The 20950-nt window shown below is 73.8% G+C and carries 20 protein-coding genes; 4 read left to right on the top strand and 16 right to left on the bottom strand.

The features are described 5' to 3' along the window. Window positions 1-28: 28 nt before the first annotated feature. The 3 genes from BJ983_RS26160 to BJ983_RS26150 all read right to left on the bottom strand — a co-directional run bounded on the left by BJ983_RS26160 (window position 29) and on the right by BJ983_RS26150 (window position 4435). Window positions 29-2569, bottom strand: coding sequence for an ATP-dependent Clp protease ATP-binding subunit (locus BJ983_RS26160; RefSeq protein WP_179796494.1), 2541 nt, complete (start codon window positions 2567-2569; stop codon window positions 29-31). Window positions 2570-2930: 361 nt separating this feature from the next. Then, window positions 2931-3764 carry an NAD(P)H-binding protein gene (locus BJ983_RS26155; RefSeq protein ID WP_179796493.1) on the bottom strand — a complete coding sequence of 278 codons (834 nt, stop codon included), beginning with the start codon at window positions 3762-3764 and terminating at the stop codon, window positions 2931-2933. Next, on the bottom strand, window positions 3761-4435 hold the full coding sequence (locus tag BJ983_RS26150; RefSeq protein WP_179796492.1) for a DUF4386 domain-containing protein: 675 nt from the start codon (window positions 4433-4435) through the stop codon (window positions 3761-3763). The genes BJ983_RS26155 and BJ983_RS26150 overlap by 4 nt, the downstream gene beginning before the upstream one ends. Before the next feature lie 82 nt (window positions 4436-4517). Here BJ983_RS26150 and BJ983_RS26145 point away from each other — a divergent pair, with 82 nt between their 5' ends. After that, window positions 4518-4979 carry a MarR family transcriptional regulator gene (locus BJ983_RS26145; RefSeq protein ID WP_179796491.1) on the top strand — a complete coding sequence of 154 codons (462 nt, stop codon included), beginning with the start codon at window positions 4518-4520 and terminating at the stop codon, window positions 4977-4979. Next, entirely contained in the window at window positions 4976-5605 is a 630-nt protein-coding gene (locus tag BJ983_RS26140; RefSeq protein ID WP_179796490.1) for a glutamine amidotransferase-related protein, read from the top strand. Before BJ983_RS26145 ends, BJ983_RS26140 begins: the two co-directional genes overlap by 4 nt. A gap of 1 nt (window position 5606) precedes the next feature. Here the strand turns inward: BJ983_RS26140 and BJ983_RS26135 are convergent, their stop codons facing one another. The 6 genes from BJ983_RS26135 to exaC all read right to left on the bottom strand — a co-directional run bounded on the left by BJ983_RS26135 (window position 5607) and on the right by exaC (window position 11157). Beyond that, window positions 5607-7391: an ArnT family glycosyltransferase gene (locus BJ983_RS26135; RefSeq protein WP_179796489.1), complete on the bottom strand. Its 1785-nt coding sequence runs from the start codon at window positions 7389-7391 to the stop codon at window positions 5607-5609. Between the two features lie 3 nt (window positions 7392-7394). Further along, window positions 7395-7820 carry a MarR family winged helix-turn-helix transcriptional regulator gene (locus BJ983_RS26130; RefSeq protein WP_179796488.1) on the bottom strand — a complete coding sequence of 142 codons (426 nt, stop codon included), beginning with the start codon at window positions 7818-7820 and terminating at the stop codon, window positions 7395-7397. Between the two features lie 108 nt (window positions 7821-7928). Further along, the gene (locus tag BJ983_RS26125) at window positions 7929-8300 is read right to left on the bottom strand and encodes an Lsr2 dimerization domain-containing protein (RefSeq protein ID WP_179798269.1); all 372 of its coding nucleotides are present in this window, start codon (window positions 8298-8300) and stop codon (window positions 7929-7931) included. Window positions 8301-8465: 165 nt separating this feature from the next. After that, window positions 8466-9065, bottom strand: a complete 600-nt coding sequence (locus BJ983_RS26120) for an isochorismatase family protein (RefSeq protein ID WP_179796487.1) — start codon at window positions 9063-9065, stop codon at window positions 8466-8468. A 92-nt stretch (window positions 9066-9157) separates the two neighbouring features. Further along, window positions 9158-9598 carry a DUF779 domain-containing protein gene (locus tag BJ983_RS26115; RefSeq protein ID WP_246325654.1) on the bottom strand — a complete coding sequence of 147 codons (441 nt, stop codon included), beginning with the start codon at window positions 9596-9598 and terminating at the stop codon, window positions 9158-9160. A 35-nt stretch (window positions 9599-9633) separates the two neighbouring features. Then, on the bottom strand, window positions 9634-11157 hold the full coding sequence (exaC, locus tag BJ983_RS26110; protein WP_179796486.1) for an acetaldehyde dehydrogenase ExaC: 1524 nt from the start codon (window positions 11155-11157) through the stop codon (window positions 9634-9636). A 261-nt stretch (window positions 11158-11418) separates the two neighbouring features. Here exaC and BJ983_RS26105 point away from each other — a divergent pair, with 261 nt between their 5' ends. Next, the gene (locus tag BJ983_RS26105; protein ID WP_179796485.1) at window positions 11419-12903 is read left to right on the top strand and encodes a GAF domain-containing protein; all 1485 of its coding nucleotides are present in this window, start codon (window positions 11419-11421) and stop codon (window positions 12901-12903) included. A 33-nt stretch (window positions 12904-12936) separates the two neighbouring features. Here BJ983_RS26105 and BJ983_RS26100 read toward each other — a convergent pair whose 3' ends face one another. Further along, complete coding sequence (locus BJ983_RS26100) at window positions 12937-14154, bottom strand: MFS transporter (protein WP_218891592.1); 1218 nt, start codon at window positions 14152-14154, stop codon at window positions 12937-12939. 159 nt (window positions 14155-14313) lie between these two features. On the opposite strand from BJ983_RS26100, the gene BJ983_RS26095 reads away from it, so the two are divergent. Beyond that, entirely contained in the window at window positions 14314-15300 is a 987-nt protein-coding gene (locus BJ983_RS26095; RefSeq protein WP_179796483.1) for a GlxA family transcriptional regulator, read from the top strand. 232 nt (window positions 15301-15532) lie between these two features. On the opposite strand, the gene BJ983_RS26085 is transcribed toward BJ983_RS26095, so the two are convergent. From BJ983_RS26085 to BJ983_RS26060, 6 genes are all read right to left on the bottom strand, one after another. Continuing rightward, window positions 15533-16381 (bottom strand): type III pantothenate kinase, encoded by an 849-nt coding sequence (locus BJ983_RS26085; RefSeq protein WP_179796481.1) that lies wholly within the window; start codon window positions 16379-16381, stop codon window positions 15533-15535. Window positions 16382-16395: 14 nt separating this feature from the next. Then, on the bottom strand, window positions 16396-16830 hold the full coding sequence (gene panD, locus BJ983_RS26080; protein WP_179796480.1) for an aspartate 1-decarboxylase: 435 nt from the start codon (window positions 16828-16830) through the stop codon (window positions 16396-16398). Continuing rightward, a complete protein-coding gene (gene panC / locus BJ983_RS26075) occupies window positions 16830-17747 on the bottom strand; it encodes a pantoate--beta-alanine ligase (RefSeq protein WP_179796479.1) in 918 nt (305 codons plus the stop codon). The genes panD and panC overlap by 1 nt, the downstream gene beginning before the upstream one ends. Continuing rightward, window positions 17744-18670: a DUF2520 domain-containing protein gene (locus tag BJ983_RS26070; RefSeq protein WP_179796478.1), complete on the bottom strand. Its 927-nt coding sequence runs from the start codon at window positions 18668-18670 to the stop codon at window positions 17744-17746. The genes panC and BJ983_RS26070 overlap by 4 nt, the downstream gene beginning before the upstream one ends. 260 nt (window positions 18671-18930) lie before the next feature. Then, window positions 18931-20244 carry a PrsW family glutamic-type intramembrane protease gene (locus tag BJ983_RS26065; protein WP_179796477.1) on the bottom strand — a complete coding sequence of 438 codons (1314 nt, stop codon included), beginning with the start codon at window positions 20242-20244 and terminating at the stop codon, window positions 18931-18933. 46 nt (window positions 20245-20290) lie between these two features. Then, window positions 20291-20947 (bottom strand): DUF6779 domain-containing protein, encoded by a 657-nt coding sequence (locus BJ983_RS26060; RefSeq protein WP_179796476.1) that lies wholly within the window; start codon window positions 20945-20947, stop codon window positions 20291-20293. Window positions 20948-20950: the final 3 nt, after the last annotated feature.

Raw genomic sequence — 20950 nt, 5'->3', positions numbered from 1 at the left:
GGCGACCGGGGCGTGCCGTGCGGGAGGACTACTCCGAGGCCGTCGCGACCTCGGGGGTGTCCGGCACCGGGGTGGGCTTGGGCTCGCCCCGGAAGGTGAACTTGGCCGACTCCGGAGCGGGCCTGGTGACGCCCTTGTCGTCGAGCTCGGGGGTCCAGCCCTCGACGTCGACGAGCACGATCTGGCCGGGCTCGATCTCCCCGAACAGGATCTTCTCCGAGAGCTGGTCCTCGATCTCCCGCTGGATCGTGCGACGCAGCGGGCGGGCACCGAGCACCGGGTCGAAGCCGCGCTGGGCGAGCAGCTTCTTCGCGGTGTCGGTCAGCTCGATGGACATGTCCTTGTTCTGCAGCTGCTTCTCGGTGCGACCGATCATCAGGTCGACCATCTGCACGATCTCGTTCTCACGCAGCTGGTGGAACACGACGATGTCGTCGATGCGGTTGAGGAACTCGGGACGGAAGTGCTTCTTCAGCTCGTCCGTGACCTTGTTCTTCATGCGCTCGTAGTTCGACGACGTGTCGGCGCCGGACTGGAAGCCCAGGCCCACGGCCTTCGAGATGTCCTGCGTGCCGAGGTTCGACGTGAACACGATGACCGTGTTCTTGAAGTCGACGACCCGACCCTGGCCATCGGTCAGGCGGCCGTCCTCGAGCACCTGCAGGAGGGTGTTGTAGACCTCCGAGTGGGCCTTCTCGATCTCGTCGAAGAGGACCACCGAGAACGGCTTGCGGCGCACCTTCTCGGTGAGCTGGCCGCCCTCCTCGTAGCCGACGTACCCGGGAGGGGCACCGAAGAGCCGCGAGGCGGTGTAGCGGTCGTGGAACTCGCCCATGTCGATCTGGACGAGCGCGTCGTCGTCACCGAACAGGAACTCGGCGAGCGCCTTGGTCAGCTCCGTCTTCCCGACGCCCGAGGGCCCCGCGAAGATGAACGACCCCGACGGACGCTTCGGGTCCTTGAGGCCGGCCCGCGTACGGCGCATCGACTGGGAGACCGAACGGACGGCCTCCTCCTGTCCGATGATCCGCTTGTGGAGCTCGTCCTCCATGCGGAGCAGACGGGTCGTCTCCTCCTCGGTGAGCTTGAAGACGGGGATGCCGGTCCAGTTGGCCAGCACCTCGGCGATCAGCTCGTCGTCCACCTCGGCGACGACGTCGAGGTCACCGGACTTCCACTGCTTCTCGCGCTCGGACTTCTGGCCGAGGAGCTGCTTCTCCTCGTCGCGCAGGCGCGCGGCCTTCTCGAAGTCCTGCGCGTCGATCGCCGATTCCTTCTCGCGACGGACGTCGGAGATCTTCTCGTCGAACTCGCGCAGGTCCGGCGGCGCGGTCATCCGGCGGATGCGCATGCGGGCGCCGGCCTCGTCGATCAGGTCGATCGCCTTGTCCGGGAGGAACCGGTCGTTGATGTAGCGGTCGGCCAGGGTGGCCGCCGCGACCAGCGCCGGGTCGGTGATCGAGACGCGGTGGTGCGCCTCGTACCGGTCCCGCAGGCCCTTGAGGATCTCGATGGAGTGCGCCACCGAGGGCTCGCCCACCTGGATCGGCTGGAAGCGGCGCTCGAGCGCGGCGTCCTTCTCGACGTGCTTGCGGTACTCGTCGAGCGTCGTCGCACCGATGGTCTGCAGCTCACCGCGGGCCAGCATCGGCTTGAGGATCGAGGCGGCGTCGATCGCGCCCTCGGCGGCACCGGCACCCACGAGGGTGTGGAGCTCGTCGATGAACAGGATGATGTCGCCGCGGGTGCGGATCTCCTTGAGGACCTTCTTCAGGCGCTCCTCGAAGTCACCGCGGTAGCGCGAGCCCGCCACGAGCGACCCGAGGTCGAGCGTGTAGAGCTGCTTGTCCTTCAGCGTCTCGGGGACCTCGCCCTTGACGATGGCCTGACCGAGGCCCTCGACGACGGCGGTCTTGCCGACGCCGGGCTCCCCGATGAGGACCGGGTTGTTCTTGGTCCTCCGGGAGAGGACCTGCATGACCCGCTCGATCTCCTTCTCCCGGCCGATGACCGGGTCCAGCTTGCCCTCGCGGGCGGACTGGGTGAGGTTGCGACCGAACTGGTCGAGCACGAGCGACGACGACGGCGTGCCCTCGCCGCGCTGGCCGCCGGACTCCGCGGGCTCCTTGCCCTGGTAGCCCGAGAGCAGCTGCAGCACCTGCTGGCGCACGCGGTTGAGGTCCGCGCCGAGCTTGACGAGGACCTGGGCGGCGACGCCCTCGCCCTCACGGATCAGCCCGAGCAGGATGTGCTCGGTGCCGATGTAGTTGTGGCCGAGCTGCAGCGCCTCGCGCAGCGACAGCTCCAGCACCTTCTTGGCGCGCGGGGTGAACGGGATGTGCCCCGAGGGGGCCTGCTGACCCTGGCCGATGATCTCCTCGACCTGCTGGCGCACGCCCTCCAGGGCGATGCCCAGCGACTCGAGGGCCTTGGCGGCGACGCCCTCGCCCTCGTGGATCAGTCCGAGCAGGATGTGCTCGGTCCCGATGTAGTTGTGGTTGAGCATCCGGGCCTCTTCTTGGGCCAGGACGACCACCCGCCTCGCGCGGTCGGTGAACCTCTCGAACATTCGTCACTCCTGACTGCTGCGCCGGCGGACACCCGCGCACTCCCCCGTCGTCACCGACGACGGGCCCGCGGACCCTGGCTGATGCTCACACCGTGACCGAGCACCGTACGACCCATCCTAGTCGCCGGGACCGACACCATCCGGTGTCGGCGGTTGCCGCACCGTGACGCCAGCCACGTCGAACCGGGATGCCCGATTCTGCTCGCACGGCCGCCAGTCGCGACCGTGCTCGGTCCAACGATGCCCGGTCCACCGCTGTTCCGGGAAGGCGTTCGCTACCGGAGAAACGCCGGATCGGGTGTTTCGGTGGCCCACGAGCAGATGTTGCACGCGCCCGGCACCGTCCGGAGCGGCCGTGCGCTCAGTCGGCAGGGGTCGCGAACGCCGTTGCGTGCGCCCGCGCCCAGTCGGCGAACCGCCGCGGCTCGCGGCCCAGCAGGGTGCGCACGGCCGGGAGCGGCTCGGCACCCTCGTCGTCGTGCAGCGTGCGCGCCACGACGGCGTCCACCACCTCGGGTGCGGTCCCGCCGGCGAGCATGCCGCGGGCGACGGCGTCGGGGTCGATCTCGCAGGCGGTGAGCGGACGCCCCAGCACCTCGCCGAGGACCCGCAGCTCCTCGAGCGGCGTGAGCGACTCGGGGCCGGTCAGCCGGGGCGCCGCGCCGACGAGGTCGCCGGTCAACCCCCGCACCGCCACCGCCGCGACGTCCGCCGGGTCGATCCCCGCGGCCGCCCGGCGCGCGAACCCGACCGGCACGGAGCCGTCGCCCACGAACCGGGCCCACGCCAGCGCGTTGGAGAAGAACCGCCCGGGGCGGAGCAGCGTCCACGGCACGCCGCTGTCGACCACGAGGGTCTCGCAGGCGGCGTTCCAGTAGCCGAGGACGTCGTCGCCCGCGGATCCGCTGAACACGCTCAGCAGCACCAGCTGCTCCACCCCCGCGTCCACGGCGGCACGGACCAGTGACCCGAGCACCTCGGGGCGCCCACCGGGGACGATCGGCTCGGCCGTCATGAGGAAGGCCGCGCGGGCTCCGGCGAAGGCCCCGAATGCGGCGACGTCGGCCACCTCGACCGCCGGGCCGGTCCAGCCGTCCGGACGGCGGGTCAGGGCCCGGACCGGCACGCCCGTCGCCGCGAGCTGCGCGACCACCTCCCCGCCCACGTGGCCGGTCGCGCCCACGACCGCGATCACGCGACGAGCTCGGGGTCGGCCACCCGGCGGCGGCTCACCGGCAGCACGGCCGAGAACCACACCAGCCAGAGCAGCCCGCCGAAGCGCACGACCGGCAGCAGGTACTGCAGCGGCGGCACGGCGAGACCGACCACGGCCACGACGGCGACCGCCGCGAGCACGAGCCCGGCCCACGCCAGGCCGCGCGGCACGACGCTCGCGAGCAGGGTCGGCACCGACACCCCGGCCATGAGCAGCCCGAACATCACCGCGAAGGTCGGGCCGCCGAGCGCGAACGACAGGGCGTTCAGCCCCGTGACGGCGGCCTCGCCGCCCGGCACGGCGGCGGCGACGGCCGCCCACTGCGCTGCACCGGACAGGGCCAGGGCCGCTGCCGCGAGCAACCCTCCGGCCAGACCCAGGGTCGGCCCGGCGACCCGGAGGCCGAGTCGCCCGAGCCGGTGGTGGACGGCGCCGACCCACACCGCGAACGGCGCCGCGGACGCGAGCAGCACGAGGGCGGAGAGCTGGGCGGACACCGGATGGTCGGCCAGCAGCGTCAGCGTCGTCGCCGGGTCGGCGGACGGCCGTGTCCCGGGGTGCAGCACCGCGGCGGCGACGGTGAGGGCGACCCAGGCCAGGGCCGGCGCGAGGAGGGGTGGGCCGCCGCGGCGGGTGTGTGGAGTGGACATGACGACTCTTCCGACGAGGTAATCGTTACAGGTTGTCATCGTCTTCCATCTGCATTGTTTGTCAAGAGCTATCGTCCGGCGCGTGGACCGCCCCTCCGGAGCCGCCTTCCTCCTCACCCAGCTCGGCACCCACGCCGCACGCCGCTTCGGCGAGCGGGTGGCGGACCTCGACCTGACCCCGCCCCAGGCCGGCCTGCTCCGCGCGGTCGCCCGGGAGCCGGGTCGCAGCCAGCAGGCGCTCGCCGGGCGGCTCGGGACACCGGCCACCCGGCTCGTCGCGCTGGTGGACGCCCTGGAGGCGCGTGGGGTGCTCGAGCGGCGCCGCAACCCCGGCGACCGGCGGCTGTACGCCGTGCACCTCACGGCCGCGGGCGAGGAGCTGGTGCGCGACCTCGGGCGCCTGGCCGCCGAGCACGAGGACGCCCTCCTGAGCAGCCTCGACGCCGACGAACGACGCTCCCTGGCGTCCCTCCTCGGCCGGGTGGCGGCCGCCGAGGGCCTCACCGCCGGGGTCCACCCCGGCTACCGGGACCTGCCGTCGTGACCCGGACCCTCGTCGTCGGGCACGACGCCGTCGCGGGCCTCGGCTGTCTCGAGGGCCGCCCCGAGTTCGGCGACGTCACCTGGTTCACCGCGCTGCCGGACACCGACGCCGTCTTCCCCGACCCGTCGTCGTACGACCTCGTCGTCGTCCTCGGCGCCCCGTGGCCGCGCTCGGCGATGGACTGGATCGACCGGGAGCGGCGCTTCCTGACGACGGCCCACGACGCCGGGGCCCGCGTGCTCGGCATCTGCTTCGGCGCCCAGCTCGTCGCCGAGGTGCTCGGCGGTTCGATCCGGCACCTCGACGAACCCCGCGTGGGCTGGTTCCCGGTCGTCCCGCACGACGCGCGCATCGCGCCCGGACCCTGGTTCTCCTGGCACGCCGACCAGCTCGACCCGCCGTCGGGAACGGAGATCCTCGCGACCGACGACGCCGGCGTCGCCGCCTTCCGCCACGGCCGCTGGGCGGGGGTGCAGTTCCACCCGGAGATGACGCCGGACCTGCTCGACCGCTGGCTCTCACCGCCGGGCGCCCCACCTGACGACGGGCTGCGGCTCGCCACCGCGCGCCACGCGCCGGCCGCGGCCGCCGCGGTCCCGGCGCTGCTCGCCGCGCTGTTCGGGTGAGTCAGGGACGCGTCGCGTCGGCAGGGACGCAGACGTGCACCTGGAAGGTCGGGTCCAGCGACCGCTGCGCCCGGCAGTGCTCTGCGACCCACACGAACCGGGGATCCGTGCTCGGGAACGAGAGCACCACGTGGAAGCGGCCGGCGGCGATGTCCGCGCGGAGCTGGTCGAGCGTGGGCGTGGGCCCGATGCCGGTGAAGCCGCCGATCGGGAGCACCTCGTCGCCGGTCGGGGCGGCGAACACCGACGCCACGGCGGCGGACTGGACCGCCATGAGGTCCGGGGCCCCGGCCCGCGACCGCTCCAGCCCGGGCAGGGTGCCCGCGGCCAGGCGCGGCGCCGCCACCAGGAGCACCCGCACGGCCCGGATCTCGCGGACGGACTCGTACGGCGTGTCGAAGGCACCGCCACCGAGGGCGAGCAGCCAGCCGGTGGCGGCCACGGGCAGGACCAGGACGGCCACCAGGGCGGTCACGAGCGCGCCACGCCGCGCGGTGGCCACCAGGCCGACCGCCCCCACGCCCAGCAGCACGGCGACGACCACCGGCGTCACCACCGGGTGCTCGGAGCGCAGCACGAGCACGGCGCTGTAGGCGATCGTGACGACGACGGCCGCGCCCGCCGCCAGGCGTGCACCCGCTCCTCCCCGCACCTCGAGGAGGTGGGCGAACGCCGTCCCGAGCAGCCCCGCGATCGCCGGAGCGAGCGTGGCGACGTAGTAGACGTTGACCACCGCGCCGGCGCTGAACGCGACCCCGTAGACGAGCAGCCACAGCCCGAACAGCAGGTAGGCCGCCCGCCGGGGGTCGGTGCGCGGGGACCGGCGGACCGCCCACAGCCCGACGACGAGCGCGAGCAGGGCCGCCGGGGCCAGCCAGCCCGTCGAGCGGCCCAGGTCGCCGACGAGGAGCCGCGCGATCGACGGGCCCTCGGCCCCCGTGCCCGGCGCCGTCAGTGCCAGTCCCTGTCCGGCGAGTTCCTGGAGCGGGTTCTGCGCGCCCAGCCGACCCAGCCCGTTGTAGACGAAGACCTGCGCGAGCTCGGAGTCGTCCGTGCTCCCGTCCACCCAGGGACGCTGCCCCGCCGGGACGAGCGAGACGGCCGCGATCCACGCGAAGGAGACGACGGCGGTGACCACGCCGCCGACCGCGGTGGCGGCGATCCGCCGCCCGAGCGGGACCGGGGCGGCCACCAGGAACGCGACGGCCAGCGCCGGGAGGACCAGCCATGCGGCGAGCATCTTGGCCTGGAACGCCAGCCCGACGGCGAGCCCCGCCACCGCGAGCCACGGCGTCGGACGCCCGGTGTGCAGGGCCCGCGCCACGGCCCAGGCCGCGGTCACCAGGAGCAGGATCATGAGCGGATCGGCGACGTTGCCCCGCGCGACCCCGACCGCTGCCGGGCTCACGGCGAGGACCATCGCCGCGACGACGCCGGCCGCCGGGCTGCCGGTCAGCGCCCGCACCGCGACGGCGAGAACCACCACCGCCAGGGCCATCGCGACCACCTGCGGGAGCACCATCGCCGTCGTGGAGGGCCCGGCCACGGCGACGACCAGCGCCTGCACCCAGAAGGCGCCCGGGAGCTTGTCCATGGTCAGCGTGGCGGCAGGGTCGAAGGCCCCGAACCAGAACGCGTGCCCGCTCCCGGCCATCGACCGCACGGACGCCGCGTAGTACGGCTCGAGGGGCTGGCGGGCGATCCCCCAGGCCCCGGCCACCACCGCGAACGCCGTCGCCGCCCCCACTCCGAGCCACCAGGTCCGGGTCCCCCGCTCGCCGCGCATCGCTCACTCCGCTCCCGGTCGCTCCGCCAACCCCGCGAGCAGGCGGGCGGCGAGGCCGAGCAGCCCCTGCTCGGCCTCGGTCAGTTCCGCGAGGGCCGCCGCGAGCCACGCGTCCCGGGGCGCGGCGTCCTCGCGCAAGAGCGTCCACCCGGACCGTGAGATCGTCAACATATGTTGACGACCGTCGTGAGGATCCGGAGCCCGCTCGAGGACGCCGGCCTCGACGAGGGTCGAGAGTGGCCGGGTCAGCGCCTGCGGCGTGGTGTGCGCACGACGAGCCAACGAGGCGGGGGTCTGCGGACCGTGGTCCATGATCTGGGCGAGGATTCCCCGCTGGACGTCCGTGAGCGGGCCGCGCGGGCGCTCGTCGCGGAGTCGGCGCGCGAGACGTTGCACCGCCCGCCGCAGGTCGGCCGCCTCATCGGTCATAAACATCAGCGTACGACCTGAGCGCGGCAGTGGTTCCCGGGACGACGAACGGGCCGCCCGCCACCGCTGGGAGGTGACGGACGGCCCGTCCGTGGTGGAGCGTCGGGATCAGGCGTGGGCCTTGTGGTAGGCCTCGCTGACCTCGGAGGGGATGCGGCCGCGCTCGGAGACGGTGAAGTCGTTCTTGCGCGCCCATTCCCGGATGGCCTGGTTCTGCTCGCGGTCGACCGACGCACGGCCACCGCCCTTGCGCACCGGTGCGGCCGGGGCCGCTGCGGCGCGCGCCCCGCCCGAACGACGACGGCCCGACACCTTGCGGGCGTGCGCCACGTAGTCGGCGAGCTCGTCGCGGAGCTTCGAGGCATTCGCGTCCGACAGGTCGATCTCGTACGTCGTCCCGTCGATACCGAACTCGACGGTCTCGTCGGCCTCGGTCTCGTCGAGGTCGTCGACGAGGCTCACGACCACTTTCTGCGCCACGCGATGAATTCCTTCCACGACCCCCCGAACGGCGGTCACGCGTCCCCGCGCGCCGTGAACCGGAATGGTTCGCGGCGCAGCGTAATTGTGCGCGCGTCGCCGTGTCGAGGCGGGTCCACCGTGACGCCCCGCGCACAATGGAATGGTGTGGAAGTCGTGAACGACTCAGTCGGGAACGGCCGACGAGTCGGGAACGACCACCGCGAACATGTCGGACAGGGCGGCGAGACTCGCGGACTGCAACGCCGAGGCCTCCACGACGCCGTCCGGACCGGGCAACGCACGGGTGGCCGTGGCGCCCGCCACGACGGTCGGGGCGAAGCCGAGGTTGAACGCGCTGCGCGCGGTCGAGTTGACGCACATGTGCGTCATGAACCCCGCGAGCACGAGATTCGTGACACCGGCGCCCCGCAGGTACTCCTCGAGGTCGGTGTTCACGAACGAGCTCGGGAAGTTCTTCACCACCCGGTGCTCACCGTCCCGCGGGGCGACCGCGGCGACGATCGCGCCGATCTCGGCGTTCGTGTCGTAGGGCGTGCCGGCGCCCGCCTCGTGCTGGACGTGCACGATCGTCGACCCGGCGGCGCGCGCACGCTCGAGCAGGCGGGCGGCCTCCTCGATGGCGGGCTCCACGTTCTCCAGCGCCATCACGCCGTGGGTGTAGGTGTTCTGCAGGTCGATCATCACCAGCGCGGAGCCGGTCAGGGACGCCGGGTCTCCGGGCATCCCGGTCAGCTCGCGGAGCGTGGTGCTGGCTTCGGTCACGGTCTGTTCTCCTCGTCGAGACGGTGCGGACGCACGAAGGGCACCCCGGCCCGTCGGCCAGGGTGCCCCTCGTGCGGTCGTGCGCGGAAGCCTCAGGCCCCCTCGAGCGCCCGCCACTCGTCGTCGGTGAACAGGCGCGAGCGGATGATGAACCGGACGCCCTCGGGCGCCTCGACGCTGAATCCGCTCCCGCGTCCCTTGACGACGTCGACGGTGAGGTGGGTGTGCTTCCAGTACTCGAACTGCGACGCCGACATGTGGAACCCGATCGGCTTCTCCAGCCCGGCCACCTCGAGATCCCCGAGGTGGACGTCCTGCCCGCCGAGTTTGAAGTCCCCGTCCGGATAGCACATCGGGGCACTGCCGTCGCAGCATCCGCCGGACTGGTGGAACATCAACGGGCCGTGGAGGTCGGTCAGCGTCACGAGCAGCTCGGCCGCCTGCGGCGACAGCGCGACCCGCGCGGTCGTCCCCGATCCGGGCACCTCCGGCACCGTCTCGGTGACGTCGGTACTCGTGCTGATCTCGCTCATCGGAGGCCTCCCGGTTCTCGTCGGCGCGGGCTCGATCAGAAGAAGCCCATCGCGTTCTGCGAGTAGCTCACCAGCAGGTTCTTCGTCTGCTGGTAGTGGTCGAGCATCATCTTGTGGTTCTCGCGGCCGATGCCCGACTGCTTGTACCCGCCGAAGGCGGCGTGCGCCGGGTACTGGTGGTAGTTGTTCACCCACACCCGGCCGGCCTGGATCTCACGCCCGGCGCGGTAGGCGGTGTTGGTGTCTCGCGACCACACACCGGCGCCGAGGCCGTAGAGGGTGTCGTTCGCGATCCGCATGGCGTCGGCGTAGTCGGTGAACTTCGCGACCGAGAGCACCGGCCCGAAGATCTCCTCCTGGAAGATCCGCATCGAGTTGTCGCCCTCGAAGATGGTCGGCTGGATGTAGTAGCCGCCCGAGAGGTCGCCCCCGAGGTCGCTCTTCTCGCCGCCGGTGAGGACCTTCGCGCCCTCCTGCCGACCGATGTCGATGTAGGAGAGGATCTTCTCGAACTGGTCGTTCGAGGCCTGCGCGCCGATCATCGTGTCGGTGTCGAGCGGGTTGCCCTGCTTGACCTGCTCGGTGCGCTTGACGGCCTGGGCCAGGAACTCGTCGTAGTGGCCCTGCTGGATCAGCGCGCGCGACGGGCAGGTGCAGACCTCGCCCTGGTTGAGGGCGAACATCGCGAAGCCCTCGAGGCACTTGTCGTAGAAGGCGTCGTTCTGCGCCGACACGTCGTCGAAGAAGACGTTCGGGCTCTTGCCGCCGAGCTCGAGCGTGACCGGGATCAGGTTCTCCGAGGCGTACTGGGAGATGAGCCGACCCGTGGTGGTCTCACCGGTGAAGGCGATCTTCCGGATGCGCGGGGACGACGCGAGCGGCTTGCCCGCCTCCACCCCGAAGCCGTTGACGATGTTCAGCACACCGGCCGGGATCAGGTCGCCGACGACGTCCATGAGGACGTGGATCGAGGCCGGGGTCTGCTCGGCCGGCTTCAGGACGACGGCGTTGCCCGCGGCCAGGGCCGGGGCGAGCTTCCAGATCGCCATGAGGATCGGGAAGTTCCACGGGATGATCTGACCGACGACGCCCAGCGGCTCGTGGAAGTGGTAGGCGACCGTGTCCTCGTCGATCTGGGAGAGCGAGCCCTCCTGCGCGCGGATCGCGCCGGCGAAGTAGCGCAGGTGGTCGATCGCGAGCGGGATGTCGGCGGCCAGGGTCTCCCGGCAGGCCTTGCCATTCTCCCAGCTCTCCGCGATGGCGATCTTCTCGAGGTTCGCCTCGATGCGGTCGGCCATCTTGTTGAGGATGTTGGCGCGCTCGCCGACCGAGGTGCGGCCCCAGGCCGGCGCGGCCGCGTGGGCGGCGTCGAGGGCCTTCTCCACGTCCTCGGCGGTGCCGCGGGCGACCTCGCAGAAGGTCTGACCGGTGACGGGGGTCGGGTTCTCGAAGTACTGACCCTTGGCCGGGGCGACGTACTCGCCGCCGATCCAGTGGTCGTACCGCGGCTTGAAGCTGACGACCGAGCCCTCGGTCCCGGGGGCTGCGTAGACGGCCATCGTTGGTCCTCCCAAAGTGGTCGGCCGTGCCTGTTCCTTCGGAGGGGCGGCGCCGCACGGCGGGCCTCGCCCCTGTGACCCAGGACGCTATGAGCGCAGGGGTTGCACGGACGTTGCACGCAGATGCGAGCAGCGCGGACGGCCTGTGCCCGCAGATGAGGGGCTCTGCACCGTTCGAGTAAGGGTTGCCTCACCGCGTGATCGGGCGCACGATGGACGTTCGGCCCGCCGGGGCTGCGGGAGAGGTCCACGGGGTGGTGGATGACGGGACACGTGGACGGCTGGGGGGACCCGGTCGAGCGGGCGGCCGTCCTCGCGCGCGTGCGCGACGCCGTGCTGGGCGGGGGACGCGCCGAGGTCGACCCGCGGTCGGTCGTCTCGGACTCCTGGCGCCGCTCGCTGGCCGCCCGCGTCGATCCCGAGCACGGCGCCCCTGCCCACGTGTTCGACGACGGCGAGCTCGCGGCGGTCCGCGAGCACCACCCGCTCTCCCCCGTGCTCCCGCTGCTGCGCACCACGTTGCTCGAGATCGCCGACGAGGCGATGCACGTCATGATCGTCACCGATGCCCAGGGCCACATCCTGTGGCGGGAGGGTGCGGCCGGGATGCTGCACCTGGCCGACGACCTCGAGCTCGCCGAGGGGTTCCGCTGGAGCGAGGACTCTGCCGGCACGAACGCGATGGGCACGTCCCTCGCCTCGGACGCCGCGGTGCAGATCCACTCCTCGGAGCACCTCGTCGCGCAGTACCACCGGTTCACCTGTGCGGCCGCGCCGATCCACGATCCCGACACCGGGGAGGCGGTGGGCGCGGTCGACCTCACCGGCCCGGTCCGCACGTTCCACCCGAGCACGTTGGCGCTGGTCACGGCGGCGGCGCGGCTCGCGGAGAACCACCTCGCCACCCGCCAGGCGATCCGCGACGAGCGACTGCGCACGCTGAACCTCCCCCACCTCTCCGGTCTCGACGCGCCCGGCGCGCTGCTCAGCCCGGCGGGCCGGGTGCTCGCCGCCACCCCGCACGGCTGGATCGACGACCGGATCGTGCTGCCCGGGGCCGGCGACCGGGTCTCGCTCGGCGAGCACGGCGAGGGCGTCGTCGAGCCCCTCGCCGAGGGTTGGCTGCTCCGCCTCGAGCGCCCGTCCGGGATGCGGGGCCGCCCGACGCTCGCGCTGCCCTTCCTCGGCGTCCCGCGCCCGGTCGCGCGGCTCGACGGACGGCCGGTCCGACTCGGCGCCCGCCACGCCGAGCTGCTCGCCCTGCTCGCCCTGCACCCCGAGGGCCTCTCCGCCGACGCGCTCGCCCTCGAGATCTACGGCGAGCGCGGCAATCCCGTCACGGTGCGCGCCGAGATGCACCGCCTGCGCCACCTGCTCGAGTCGCTCCCCAACGGCGCGGGGGTGGTCAAGACGCAGCCCTATCGGATCGAGGCCCGCGTCGACGCCGACTTCCTGACGTTGCGCGACGCCCTACGGTCCGGCGCCGTGCCCGACACCGCCCTGGTCGGGCGCGGGGAGCTGCTGCCGACCTCCGACGCCCCCGGCATCCGGGCACTACGCGACGAGCTCGACGTCGGGGTCCGCCGCGCGGTCCTGCGCGCGGGCGACACCGCCGCCCTCTGGGCCCTGGCCCGGACTCCGGCCGGTCGCGACGACCTCGAACTCGTCGAGCGCCTGCGCCACCTGCTGCCCGTGAGCGATCCCCGGCACGCCGAGCTGCCGGACGAGGCCGCCGGCGCACCCTGATCGCACCCCGGGCTCCCGACGACGGGTCGCGGGTCAGCCGGCGCCGACCGGCTCCGACCGGGTCACCGCCCGCGTGATCGCCAGGGACAGCACCGCCGCGACCAGGCAGAGCGCCCCCGCGCCCCACCAGGCGCCGTCGTAGCTGCCCGTGGTGTCCCGGATGACGCCCGCGCCGAACGCGGCGATGGCGGAGCCGATCTGGTGCGAGGCGAAGACCCAGCCGAACACGATCGGCCCGCGGTCGCCGAACCACTCCCGGCAGAGCGCCACGGTCGGCGGCACGGTCGCCACCCAGTCCAGCCCGTAGAACACGATGAAGGCCCACATGGGCGGGATCGCGGTGGGGGCGAGCAGCAGCGGGAGCACGAGCAGCGACGCGCCGCGCAGCACGTAGTAGACGGCGAGCAGCCGTCGCGGGTCCCACCGGTCGGTGAGCCAGCCCGACAGGATCGTCCCGGCCACGTCGAAGACCCCGACCACCGCGAGCAGGCCCGCCGCGGTGGTCGCCGGCATCCCGTGGTCGTGCGCAGCGGGGACGAAGTGTGTCCCGAGCAGCCCCACGGTCGTCGCGCCGCAGATCGCGAACCCGCCGGCGAGCAGCCAGAACGTGCGGGTGCGGACCGCCTCGCCGAGCACGGAGACCGCGCGGCGGGCCGCACCGCCCGAGGCACCCGGCGTCGGGAGAGCGGCCGCGACGGAGCCGGGGTCGGCGCCGTGCGCGACGGTGCCGACGTCGGACGGCGAGTCCCGCAGGAACAGGATCACCACCGGGACGACGACGAGCGCGCCCGCCGCCACCACCAGCGAGGCCGCCCGCCACCCGACGCTCTCCGACAGCGCCGCCATGAGCGGCAGGAACACGAGGCCGCCCGCGGCCTGCGCCGCCGTCAGGACCCCGCTGACGAGCCCGCGGCGCCGGACGAACCAGCGACCGGTGACGGTCGCGACGAACGCGAGCGCCATCGAGCCGGTGCCCACCCCGACGAGCACCCCCCACAGCAGCATCAGCTGCCAGACCTGGGTCATCCACACCGTCAGCCCGCTCCCGGCCGCGACGAGGAGCAGCGCCCCGCCGACCACCCGGCGCATACCGAACCGCTCCATCAGCGCGGCCGCGAACGGGGAGATGACGCCGTAGAGCACGAGGTTGATCGACACCGCCGTGGAGATCGTGGCCGTCGACCACCCGAACTCCTCGTGCAGCGGCGCGATCAGCACGCCGGGCGCGGAGCGGAAGCCCGCGGCGCCCATGAGGGCGACGAAGGCGGTCGCGGCGACGGCCCACGGCCACCACGAGGAGCGCGTTCGCCGGGTCTCCGGCGCGCTGACGTCGGTCACGAGGAGAGAGGATGCCCGGCGTTCCCGGAGCGGACCAGTGGCAGGAACGCCACGAGATGCCAGAATCCGGCCATGACCCACGTCGTCGCCGTGCTCGCGCTGCCCCCGGTGGTCGGCTTCGACCTCGCGATCCCGCCGCAGGTCTTCGGCACCGCCGAGCGCGACTGCGAGCCGCTCTACGACGTCCGTGTGTGCGGCCTGGCACCCGGGCCGGTCCCGACGACGGCGGGCTACGCACTGCACGTCGAGCACGGGCCGGAGGCCCTCGCGGCCGCCGACACCGTGCTCGTGCCCGGGACGCACTTCGTCCCGGCCCGGCGGGACGGCGTGCTCCCGGCGGAGGTGCACGAGGCGCTGGCGCGGGTGCCGGAGGGCGCCCGCTGGATGTCGATCTGCACCGGCGCCTTCGTGCTCGCCGCGGCCGGACGGCTCGCGGGGCGCCGGGCCACCACGCACTGGGCCCGCGCCGCCCAGTTCCGGCGGCTCTACCCGGACGTCGAGGTCGACGAGGACGTGCTGTTCGTCGACGAGGGCGACCTCGCGACCTCCGCCGGACTCGCTGCGGGCCTCGACCTCTGTCTGCACGTGGTGCGCCGCGACCACGGCGCGGCGGTGGCCAACGAGGTCGCCCGGCACCTCGTGGTGGCGCCGTGGCGCGACGGCGGGCAGGCACAGTTCATCGAGCGGCCGGTGCCCGTCGACGACGACGGGTCCACCGGCCCCACCCGGACCTGGGCCCGGGAGCGGCTGTCCGAGCCGCTCGACGTCGCGACCCTCGCCCGGCACGCGGCCATGAGCCCGCGGACCTTCGCCCGCCGCTTCCGCGCCGAGACCGGCACGTCACCGCACGCGTGGATCCTCGCGCAGCGGATCGCGCACGCGCGGCACCTGCTGGAGTCCACCGACCTCGCGATCGACCGGGTCGCCGCCGACGCCGGCCTGGGCACGACGTCGTCTCTGCGTGCGCACCTCGCCGCGGACGTCGGGCTCTCCCCGGTCGCCTACCGCCGCACCTACCGGGCGTCGCCGCGGACGGCGACGAACCGGACTGCCACCTGACGGATGTGCTCGGTGTGGTCGCGCATCGCACGCGGCACAGCGGCGCCGACGCGGACACGCGCGTGGCATCAGGTGCTGGGCGTCGTCTCGTTCACGCTGACCGGCGGCGGACTCGTCGGTGCCGCCGTCGTCGGGCTGGTGCGCACGTAGCCGACCACGCTCGTGCCCGGCGAGACCTCGCAGTGCGCGACGCACACGGTCGGCGCCGGTCGCGCCGGCCGTGCTGCCACCGTCACCGCCGGGTGCGGCGCTCCTCGCGGGCACGCGCCGCCTCCTGGACCCGACCGAAGACCAGACGCAGGCCCTGCAGCGTGAGGTCGGGGACGTGGTGCGTGATCGTCGTGCACTCCGGCGCGACGACCGGGGCGAGGCCACCGCAGGCGACCACGGCCACGGGACCCCGGCCCGCCGTGTCCTTCGCCGCGATCTCCTCGCCGATCCGGCGGACGAGCCCGTCGACCATCGCGGCGGCGCCGAGCACGAGGCCCGCCTGCATGCTCTCCACGGTCGAGCGCCCGAGCACGGTCCGCGGCGCCACGAGCTCCACGGGGCGCAGCCCGGCCGCGCGCACCGCCAGCGCGTCCGCCGACACCGCGACGCCCGCGGCGAGCGCCCCGCCGAGGAACTCGCCCGCGGCGGAGACGCCGTCGACCGTCGTGGAGGTCCCGAAGGTCACCACCACGCACGGACCGCCGACGCGCTGGTGCGCCGCGAGGGCCTGCACCACCCGGTCGGCGCCGACCTCCTTGGGGTTGTCGACGAGCAGCGGCACCCCGGTCCGCACCCCGGGCTCGACGAGCACCCGGGCGACCCCGGGGAAGTGCCGGTCGAGCATGCCGCGCAGCTCGCGGAGCAGGGCGGGGACGGTCGAGAGCGCCGCGACGCCGTCGACCTGCGCGAGCAGCGGCCCGAGCATCCCGCGCACGCTCAGCGCGAGCTCGTCGGCGGTGGCCCGCCGCTCGGTGCGGATGCGCGCGTCCCAGCGGGAGGCGACCGCGGCCCCGTCGTCGGGAACCTCTCCCGACGACGGGTAGAGCGCCAGTGCCGTCTGCGTGTTGCCGACGTCGATGCAGAGCAGCACCAGACCCTCCGGCGTCAGTTCAGGGCGGCGGCCCGCGTGCCCGGGACCAGCAGCGACGCCTCGGGGGCGTCGGCCGGCACGTACGCGGGGTCGGAGCCCTGGTCGAGGACGCGGTTGCGATCGTCGACGAACACGACGCGCGGGGCGTAGGCGCGGGCCTCGGCGTCGTCCATCTGCCCGTAGGCGATGAGGATGACGAGGTCGCCGGGGTGCACGAGGTGCGCGGCGGCGCCGTTGATCCCGATGACGCCGGAGCCGGCCTCGCCGGGGATCACGTAGGTCTCCAGGCGGGCGCCGTTGGTGACGTCGACGATCGCGACCTGCTCGCCCTCGAGCAGGTCGGCCGCCGCCATCAGGTCGGTGTCGACGGTGACCGACCCGACGTAGTGCAGGTCCGCGTCGGTGACCGTCGCCCGGTGGATCTTGGACTTGAGCATCGTGCGCAGCATCAGACTCTCTCCGTCACCGAGACGTGGGCGTTGTCGATCAGGCGGGTGGCGCCCAGGCGGGCGGCGATGAGCAGGCGGGCGTCGCCGATCTGCGGGGCGGGTCCGAGCTCGGGGTCGCGCAGCTCGACGTAGTCGACGTCGAGCGCCGGCTCCGACGCGAGCACCTCGCGGGCCGCGGCCACCACCGCGCCCGGCCCCTGCTCCCCGGCGTACTGGCCGGCGGACAGCGCGGCGGAGATCGTGACCGCCTGCTGCCGCTGGGTCTCGTCGAGGTAGGCGTTGCGGCTGGACCGTGCGAGCCCGTCGGTCTCGCGGACGGTGGGGACACCGACGACGTGGACGTCGATGTCGAGGTCCCGCACCATCCGCTTGATCAGGGCGAGCTGCTGGTAGTCCTTCTCCCCGAAGAACGCGACGTCGGGCACGCAGATCGCGAACAGCTTGTTGACCACCGTGAGCATCCCGGCGAAGTGGCCGGGACGGGCGGCGCCCTCGAGCTGGTCGCCGAGCGGGCCCGGGTCGATCGAGGTGGTGAACCCGGCGGGGTACATGGTGTCGACGTCGGGCGCGAAGGCCAGCTCGACGCCCTCCTCGCGGCACATCTCGAGGTCGGCCTCGAACGCGCGCGGGTAGCGGTCGAAGTCCTCGGTCGGCCCGAACTGGCGCGGGTTCACGAAGATCGAGACGACGGTGGACGAGCCGGGGATCGAGCGGGCGCGGCGCATCAGCTCGCGGTGGCCGTCGTGCAGCGCGCCCATCGTCGGGACCAGGGTGACCCGGCGGCCGCCCCCGCGCATCGCCTTCGTCACGCGGCGCAGCGTGTTCGGGTCGGTGTGGACCGTCAGGTTGTCCTTGGCGTACTTCGGCCTGGAGCGCCCGAGCAGGTCGTGCGTGCGCAGGCTGGAGGGGCGGGTCACGGCGTGTGCCTCTCGAAGGTGTCGATGACGGCGGTGAACTCGTCGTCGCCGATGAGCCCGCCGGAGTGGGCGCGCTCGGCGGTGCGGCGGGCGAGGGCGCGGTAGAGCTCGGCCGACTCCGGCGCCCGTGCGTCGAGGTGGCGCAGGTGGGTGGCGACGGTGCCCGCGTCGCCGCGCGCGACAGGCCCGGTGAGGGCGCGGTCGCCGAGACGCAGGGCGTTGTCGAGCGCGGCCGACAGCAGCGGCGCGAGCACCCGCTCGGCCGGCTCGATCCCCGCGTCGCGCAACAGGTCCGCGGCCTCCCGGACCAGCGTGATCAGGTGGTTCGCGCCGTGGGCGAGGGCCGCGTGGTAGAGCGGGCGCATCGCCTCGGGGATGCGCACGGGCTCCGCCCCGATCTCGACGACGAGCGCCTCGCCGACGAGCCAGGCCGCCTCGGCGTCCTCGCTCGGCCCGTCGTGCGCGGTGACCCCGACGCACGCGCCCGCGAGCCGGGTGACGTCCTCCGGGCGGCCGGTGATCGTCATGGCCGGGTGCAGGGCGATCGGCAGCACGTCGTGCTCCGCGGCCGGGCCGAGTACGCCGACGCCGTGGGAGCCGCAGGTGTGCACGAGGATCTGGCCGGGCCGCAGGCACTCCGAGGCGGCGAGCCCGCGCACGAGGCCGGGCAGGACGTCGTCGGGCACGGCGAGCAGGGCCAGGTCCGAGCGGCGCACGACCTCGTCCGGCGGGAGGATCTCGGCGCCGGGCAGCAGGGCCTCGGCGCGGGCCCGGGAGGCGCGCGACACGGCGGACGCGGCGACGACCGTGTGACCGGCGCCCGCCAGCGCGGCACCCATCACGGCGCCGACCCGCCCGGCGGAGACCACGCCGACGTCGAGACGTGCGGGCCTGGGCCCGGCGTCGCTGCCGGAGGCGCTCACGAGGACACCCCTTCACCACTCGTCGTTCCCGTCCCGCTCAGCGGAGCGGGTACCGGACGATGCGGACGCGAGGGTAGACGCGCGCCGGCGGAGGGGTGGCCGCAGGTGATCGGGATGACACCGGGGTGCCCCGCCCGACAGGAATGGCCCATCGGTGTCACCCGACGCGTCGGAGGGGCCACCGACGCATCCGCCCCGTCCGACAGGAATGGCCCATCGGTGTCACCCGACGCGTCGATGGGTCCACCGACGCATGCCCGCTACCCCGGCGGCCGCTGCCAGGGCTGGGACGGCGGGTACGGCTGCTGGCCCTGGTACGGCCCGCCCTGGTACGGCGGGGGCTGCTGTCCCCAGCCAGGTCCGGGAGGACCCGGCGTCGGGAAGGGTCCCGACGGCGGGCGCGGGCCCGGGGGCGGACCGGGTGGCGGCTGCTGCCCCTGGGGCACGCCCGGGGCGGTGACCGCGGCCATGCGCGTGCGGACGACGTTGTCGAGCAGCTCGGCGTGCCAGCGCGGGTCGGGCGGGATCGCCCCGCGCTCGGCGCGGGCGCGCAGGAACGCGAGCTCGGACACCGCGTGCTGGTAGTGCACGACGGCGTGGGCGGCGGGCTTGCCCGCGGTCCGGCGGACGGCGGAGAGCCAGCGGCGGCGTCCGGACATGCTGCCGAGCAGCGGGACCTCGCTCTCGGCGATCCACCCGGCCGCGGCGAAGCCCGGCATCTGGCGGGCCAGCACGTCGCGCTCCCGGCGTCGCTGCCACACGACCAGGCCGATCAGCGCCAGGAACAGCGGCACCATGATGAGGATGTAGACGCCGAAGAAGCCGGGGCCGAGCTGGGTCGCGGAGTTCCACAGCGCGTGCAGGATCACGGCGAGGGCGTAGCCGACGACGATCGCGAGGGCCCCGAGCGCCCGCGACCGGACGCTGGCCGCGATCCCGACCCCGATCCCCGTCATCGCGGTGAACAGCGGGTGGGCGAACGGGGAGAGCACGCCGCGCAGGATGAAGGTGACGATGACGCCGGCCACCGGGGCCGTGCCGTCGTCGGTGAAGGCGCGGCCGAAGTAGATGATGTTCTCGGTGAAGGCGAAGCCCGCGCCGACGAAGCCCGCGTAGACCACGCCGTCGACGATCCCGTCGAACTCCCGCCGTCGGAACAGCAGCAGCCCCACCACGAACGCGCCCTTGACGAACTCCTCGACCAGCGGTGCCGAGATGACGGCGCCGATGAAGTCGCCTTGTCCCTGCCCGAGGAGCAGTTCCGCGGCGAGCACGGCGCTCGAGTTGATGATCAGCGCCACGAGTGCGGCGAAGCCCGCTCCCCACAGGAACGCGGTGAGCAGCAGGCGCGGCGGCTCGGGCTCCCAGCGGTCGACCCAGGCGAAGGCGAGCAGCACCGGCCCCACGGGGAGCAGCGCGCAGATCGCCCCGACGACGACCCCGCCGGTCCCGATCTCGGTGCTCGCGAAGCCCACGGCGACCAGTGCGCAGATGCCGAGCACGATCAGCCCGACCACGGGCCAGACGAGGGTGCGGCGCTGCTGCGGGGCGAGCCGGACCGGGGAGGCGATCACCCTGCCGCAGGGTAGTGGGTCCGGCCGCGGACGGCGGGTCGGCCGATCAGCGCGGCGGGCGGCGGCGGTCCTGCGCGTGCGCGGCGAGCAGCTCGGCGACCGTGCGACCGCCCGTCCCGCGGCCCGACGCCGACGGGTGCGACACCTCGTTGACGTGCTGGCGCGGCAGGCGCGGAGGGTTCCCGACGCCGGGTGGGGCGCCCCGGGCGGGCCCCTCGCCCGCGACGACGTGCAGGTGCGGCGGCAGGGGCGCCGCGCGGGTCTCGGCGTTCTCCAGGTGCGAGCGGAGCCGTTCGACCTCGCCGCGCAGGGCCGCCAGCTCCTGACCGGCCTCGGCGGCGACCTCGCGGCGCACCGTCTGCTCGACGGTCAGCTCGTGCTCGCGGCGGGCGTCGATTTCGGCGGCCAGCTCGAGCTCGTAGGTGCGGCGCATCGACTCGAGCTCGCGCTCGGGATCGGCTCCGCCGCCCCCGCTGCGGCGGGCGAGGGCCGCCACCGCGAGCAGCGCCGCCCAGAGTCCCGCGACCACGCCGAGCCGGAGCATGCGCCCGTCGTCGGCCAACACCACGGTGGCCGCGGCGAGCGCGGCGCACACCGCCGTCGCGACGAGCAGCACGCGGACGACGGGGTCGCCCGGCCGTCCACCACCCGTGGCAGGGGACGGGCGCGACCCGCGACGCCGGTCGGCCCCGGGGTTGGCCATGTC

It is taken from the genome of Actinomycetospora corticicola (assembly GCF_013409505.1).
GTDB classification, from domain to species: domain Bacteria; phylum Actinomycetota; class Actinomycetes; order Mycobacteriales; family Pseudonocardiaceae; genus Actinomycetospora; species Actinomycetospora corticicola.
This window is presented reverse-complemented; position numbering and strand designations above follow the sequence as displayed.

Excerpts from the sequence above, each read along its gene's own strand:
- BJ983_RS26160 (WP_179796494.1), bottom strand. The coding sequence starts at position 2,569 with ATGTTCGAGAGGTTCACCGACCGCGCGAGGCGGGTGGTCGTCCTGGCC.
- BJ983_RS26150 (WP_179796492.1), bottom strand. The coding sequence starts at position 4,435 with ATGTCCACTCCACACACCCGCCGCGGCGGCCCACCCCTCCTCGCGCCG.
- BJ983_RS26135 (WP_179796489.1), bottom strand. The coding sequence starts at position 7,391 with ATGCGCGGCGAGCGGGGGACCCGGACCTGGTGGCTCGGAGTGGGGGCG.
- BJ983_RS26130 (WP_179796488.1), bottom strand. The coding sequence starts at position 7,820 with ATGACCGATGAGGCGGCCGACCTGCGGCGGGCGGTGCAACGTCTCGCG.
- BJ983_RS26115 (WP_246325654.1), bottom strand. The coding sequence starts at position 9,598 with ATGAGCGAGATCAGCACGAGTACCGACGTCACCGAGACGGTGCCGGAG.
- exaC (WP_179796486.1), bottom strand. The coding sequence starts at position 11,157 with ATGGCCGTCTACGCAGCCCCCGGGACCGAGGGCTCGGTCGTCAGCTTC.
- BJ983_RS26105 (WP_179796485.1), top strand. The coding sequence starts at position 11,419 with ATGACGGGACACGTGGACGGCTGGGGGGACCCGGTCGAGCGGGCGGCC.
- BJ983_RS26100 (WP_218891592.1), bottom strand. The coding sequence starts at position 14,154 with ATGGGCGCCGCGGGCTTCCGCTCCGCGCCCGGCGTGCTGATCGCGCCG.
- BJ983_RS26095 (WP_179796483.1), top strand. The coding sequence starts at position 14,314 with ATGACCCACGTCGTCGCCGTGCTCGCGCTGCCCCCGGTGGTCGGCTTC.
- panD (WP_179796480.1), bottom strand. The coding sequence starts at position 16,830 with ATGCTGCGCACGATGCTCAAGTCCAAGATCCACCGGGCGACGGTCACC.
- BJ983_RS26060 (WP_179796476.1), bottom strand. The coding sequence starts at position 20,947 with ATGGCCAACCCCGGGGCCGACCGGCGTCGCGGGTCGCGCCCGTCCCCT.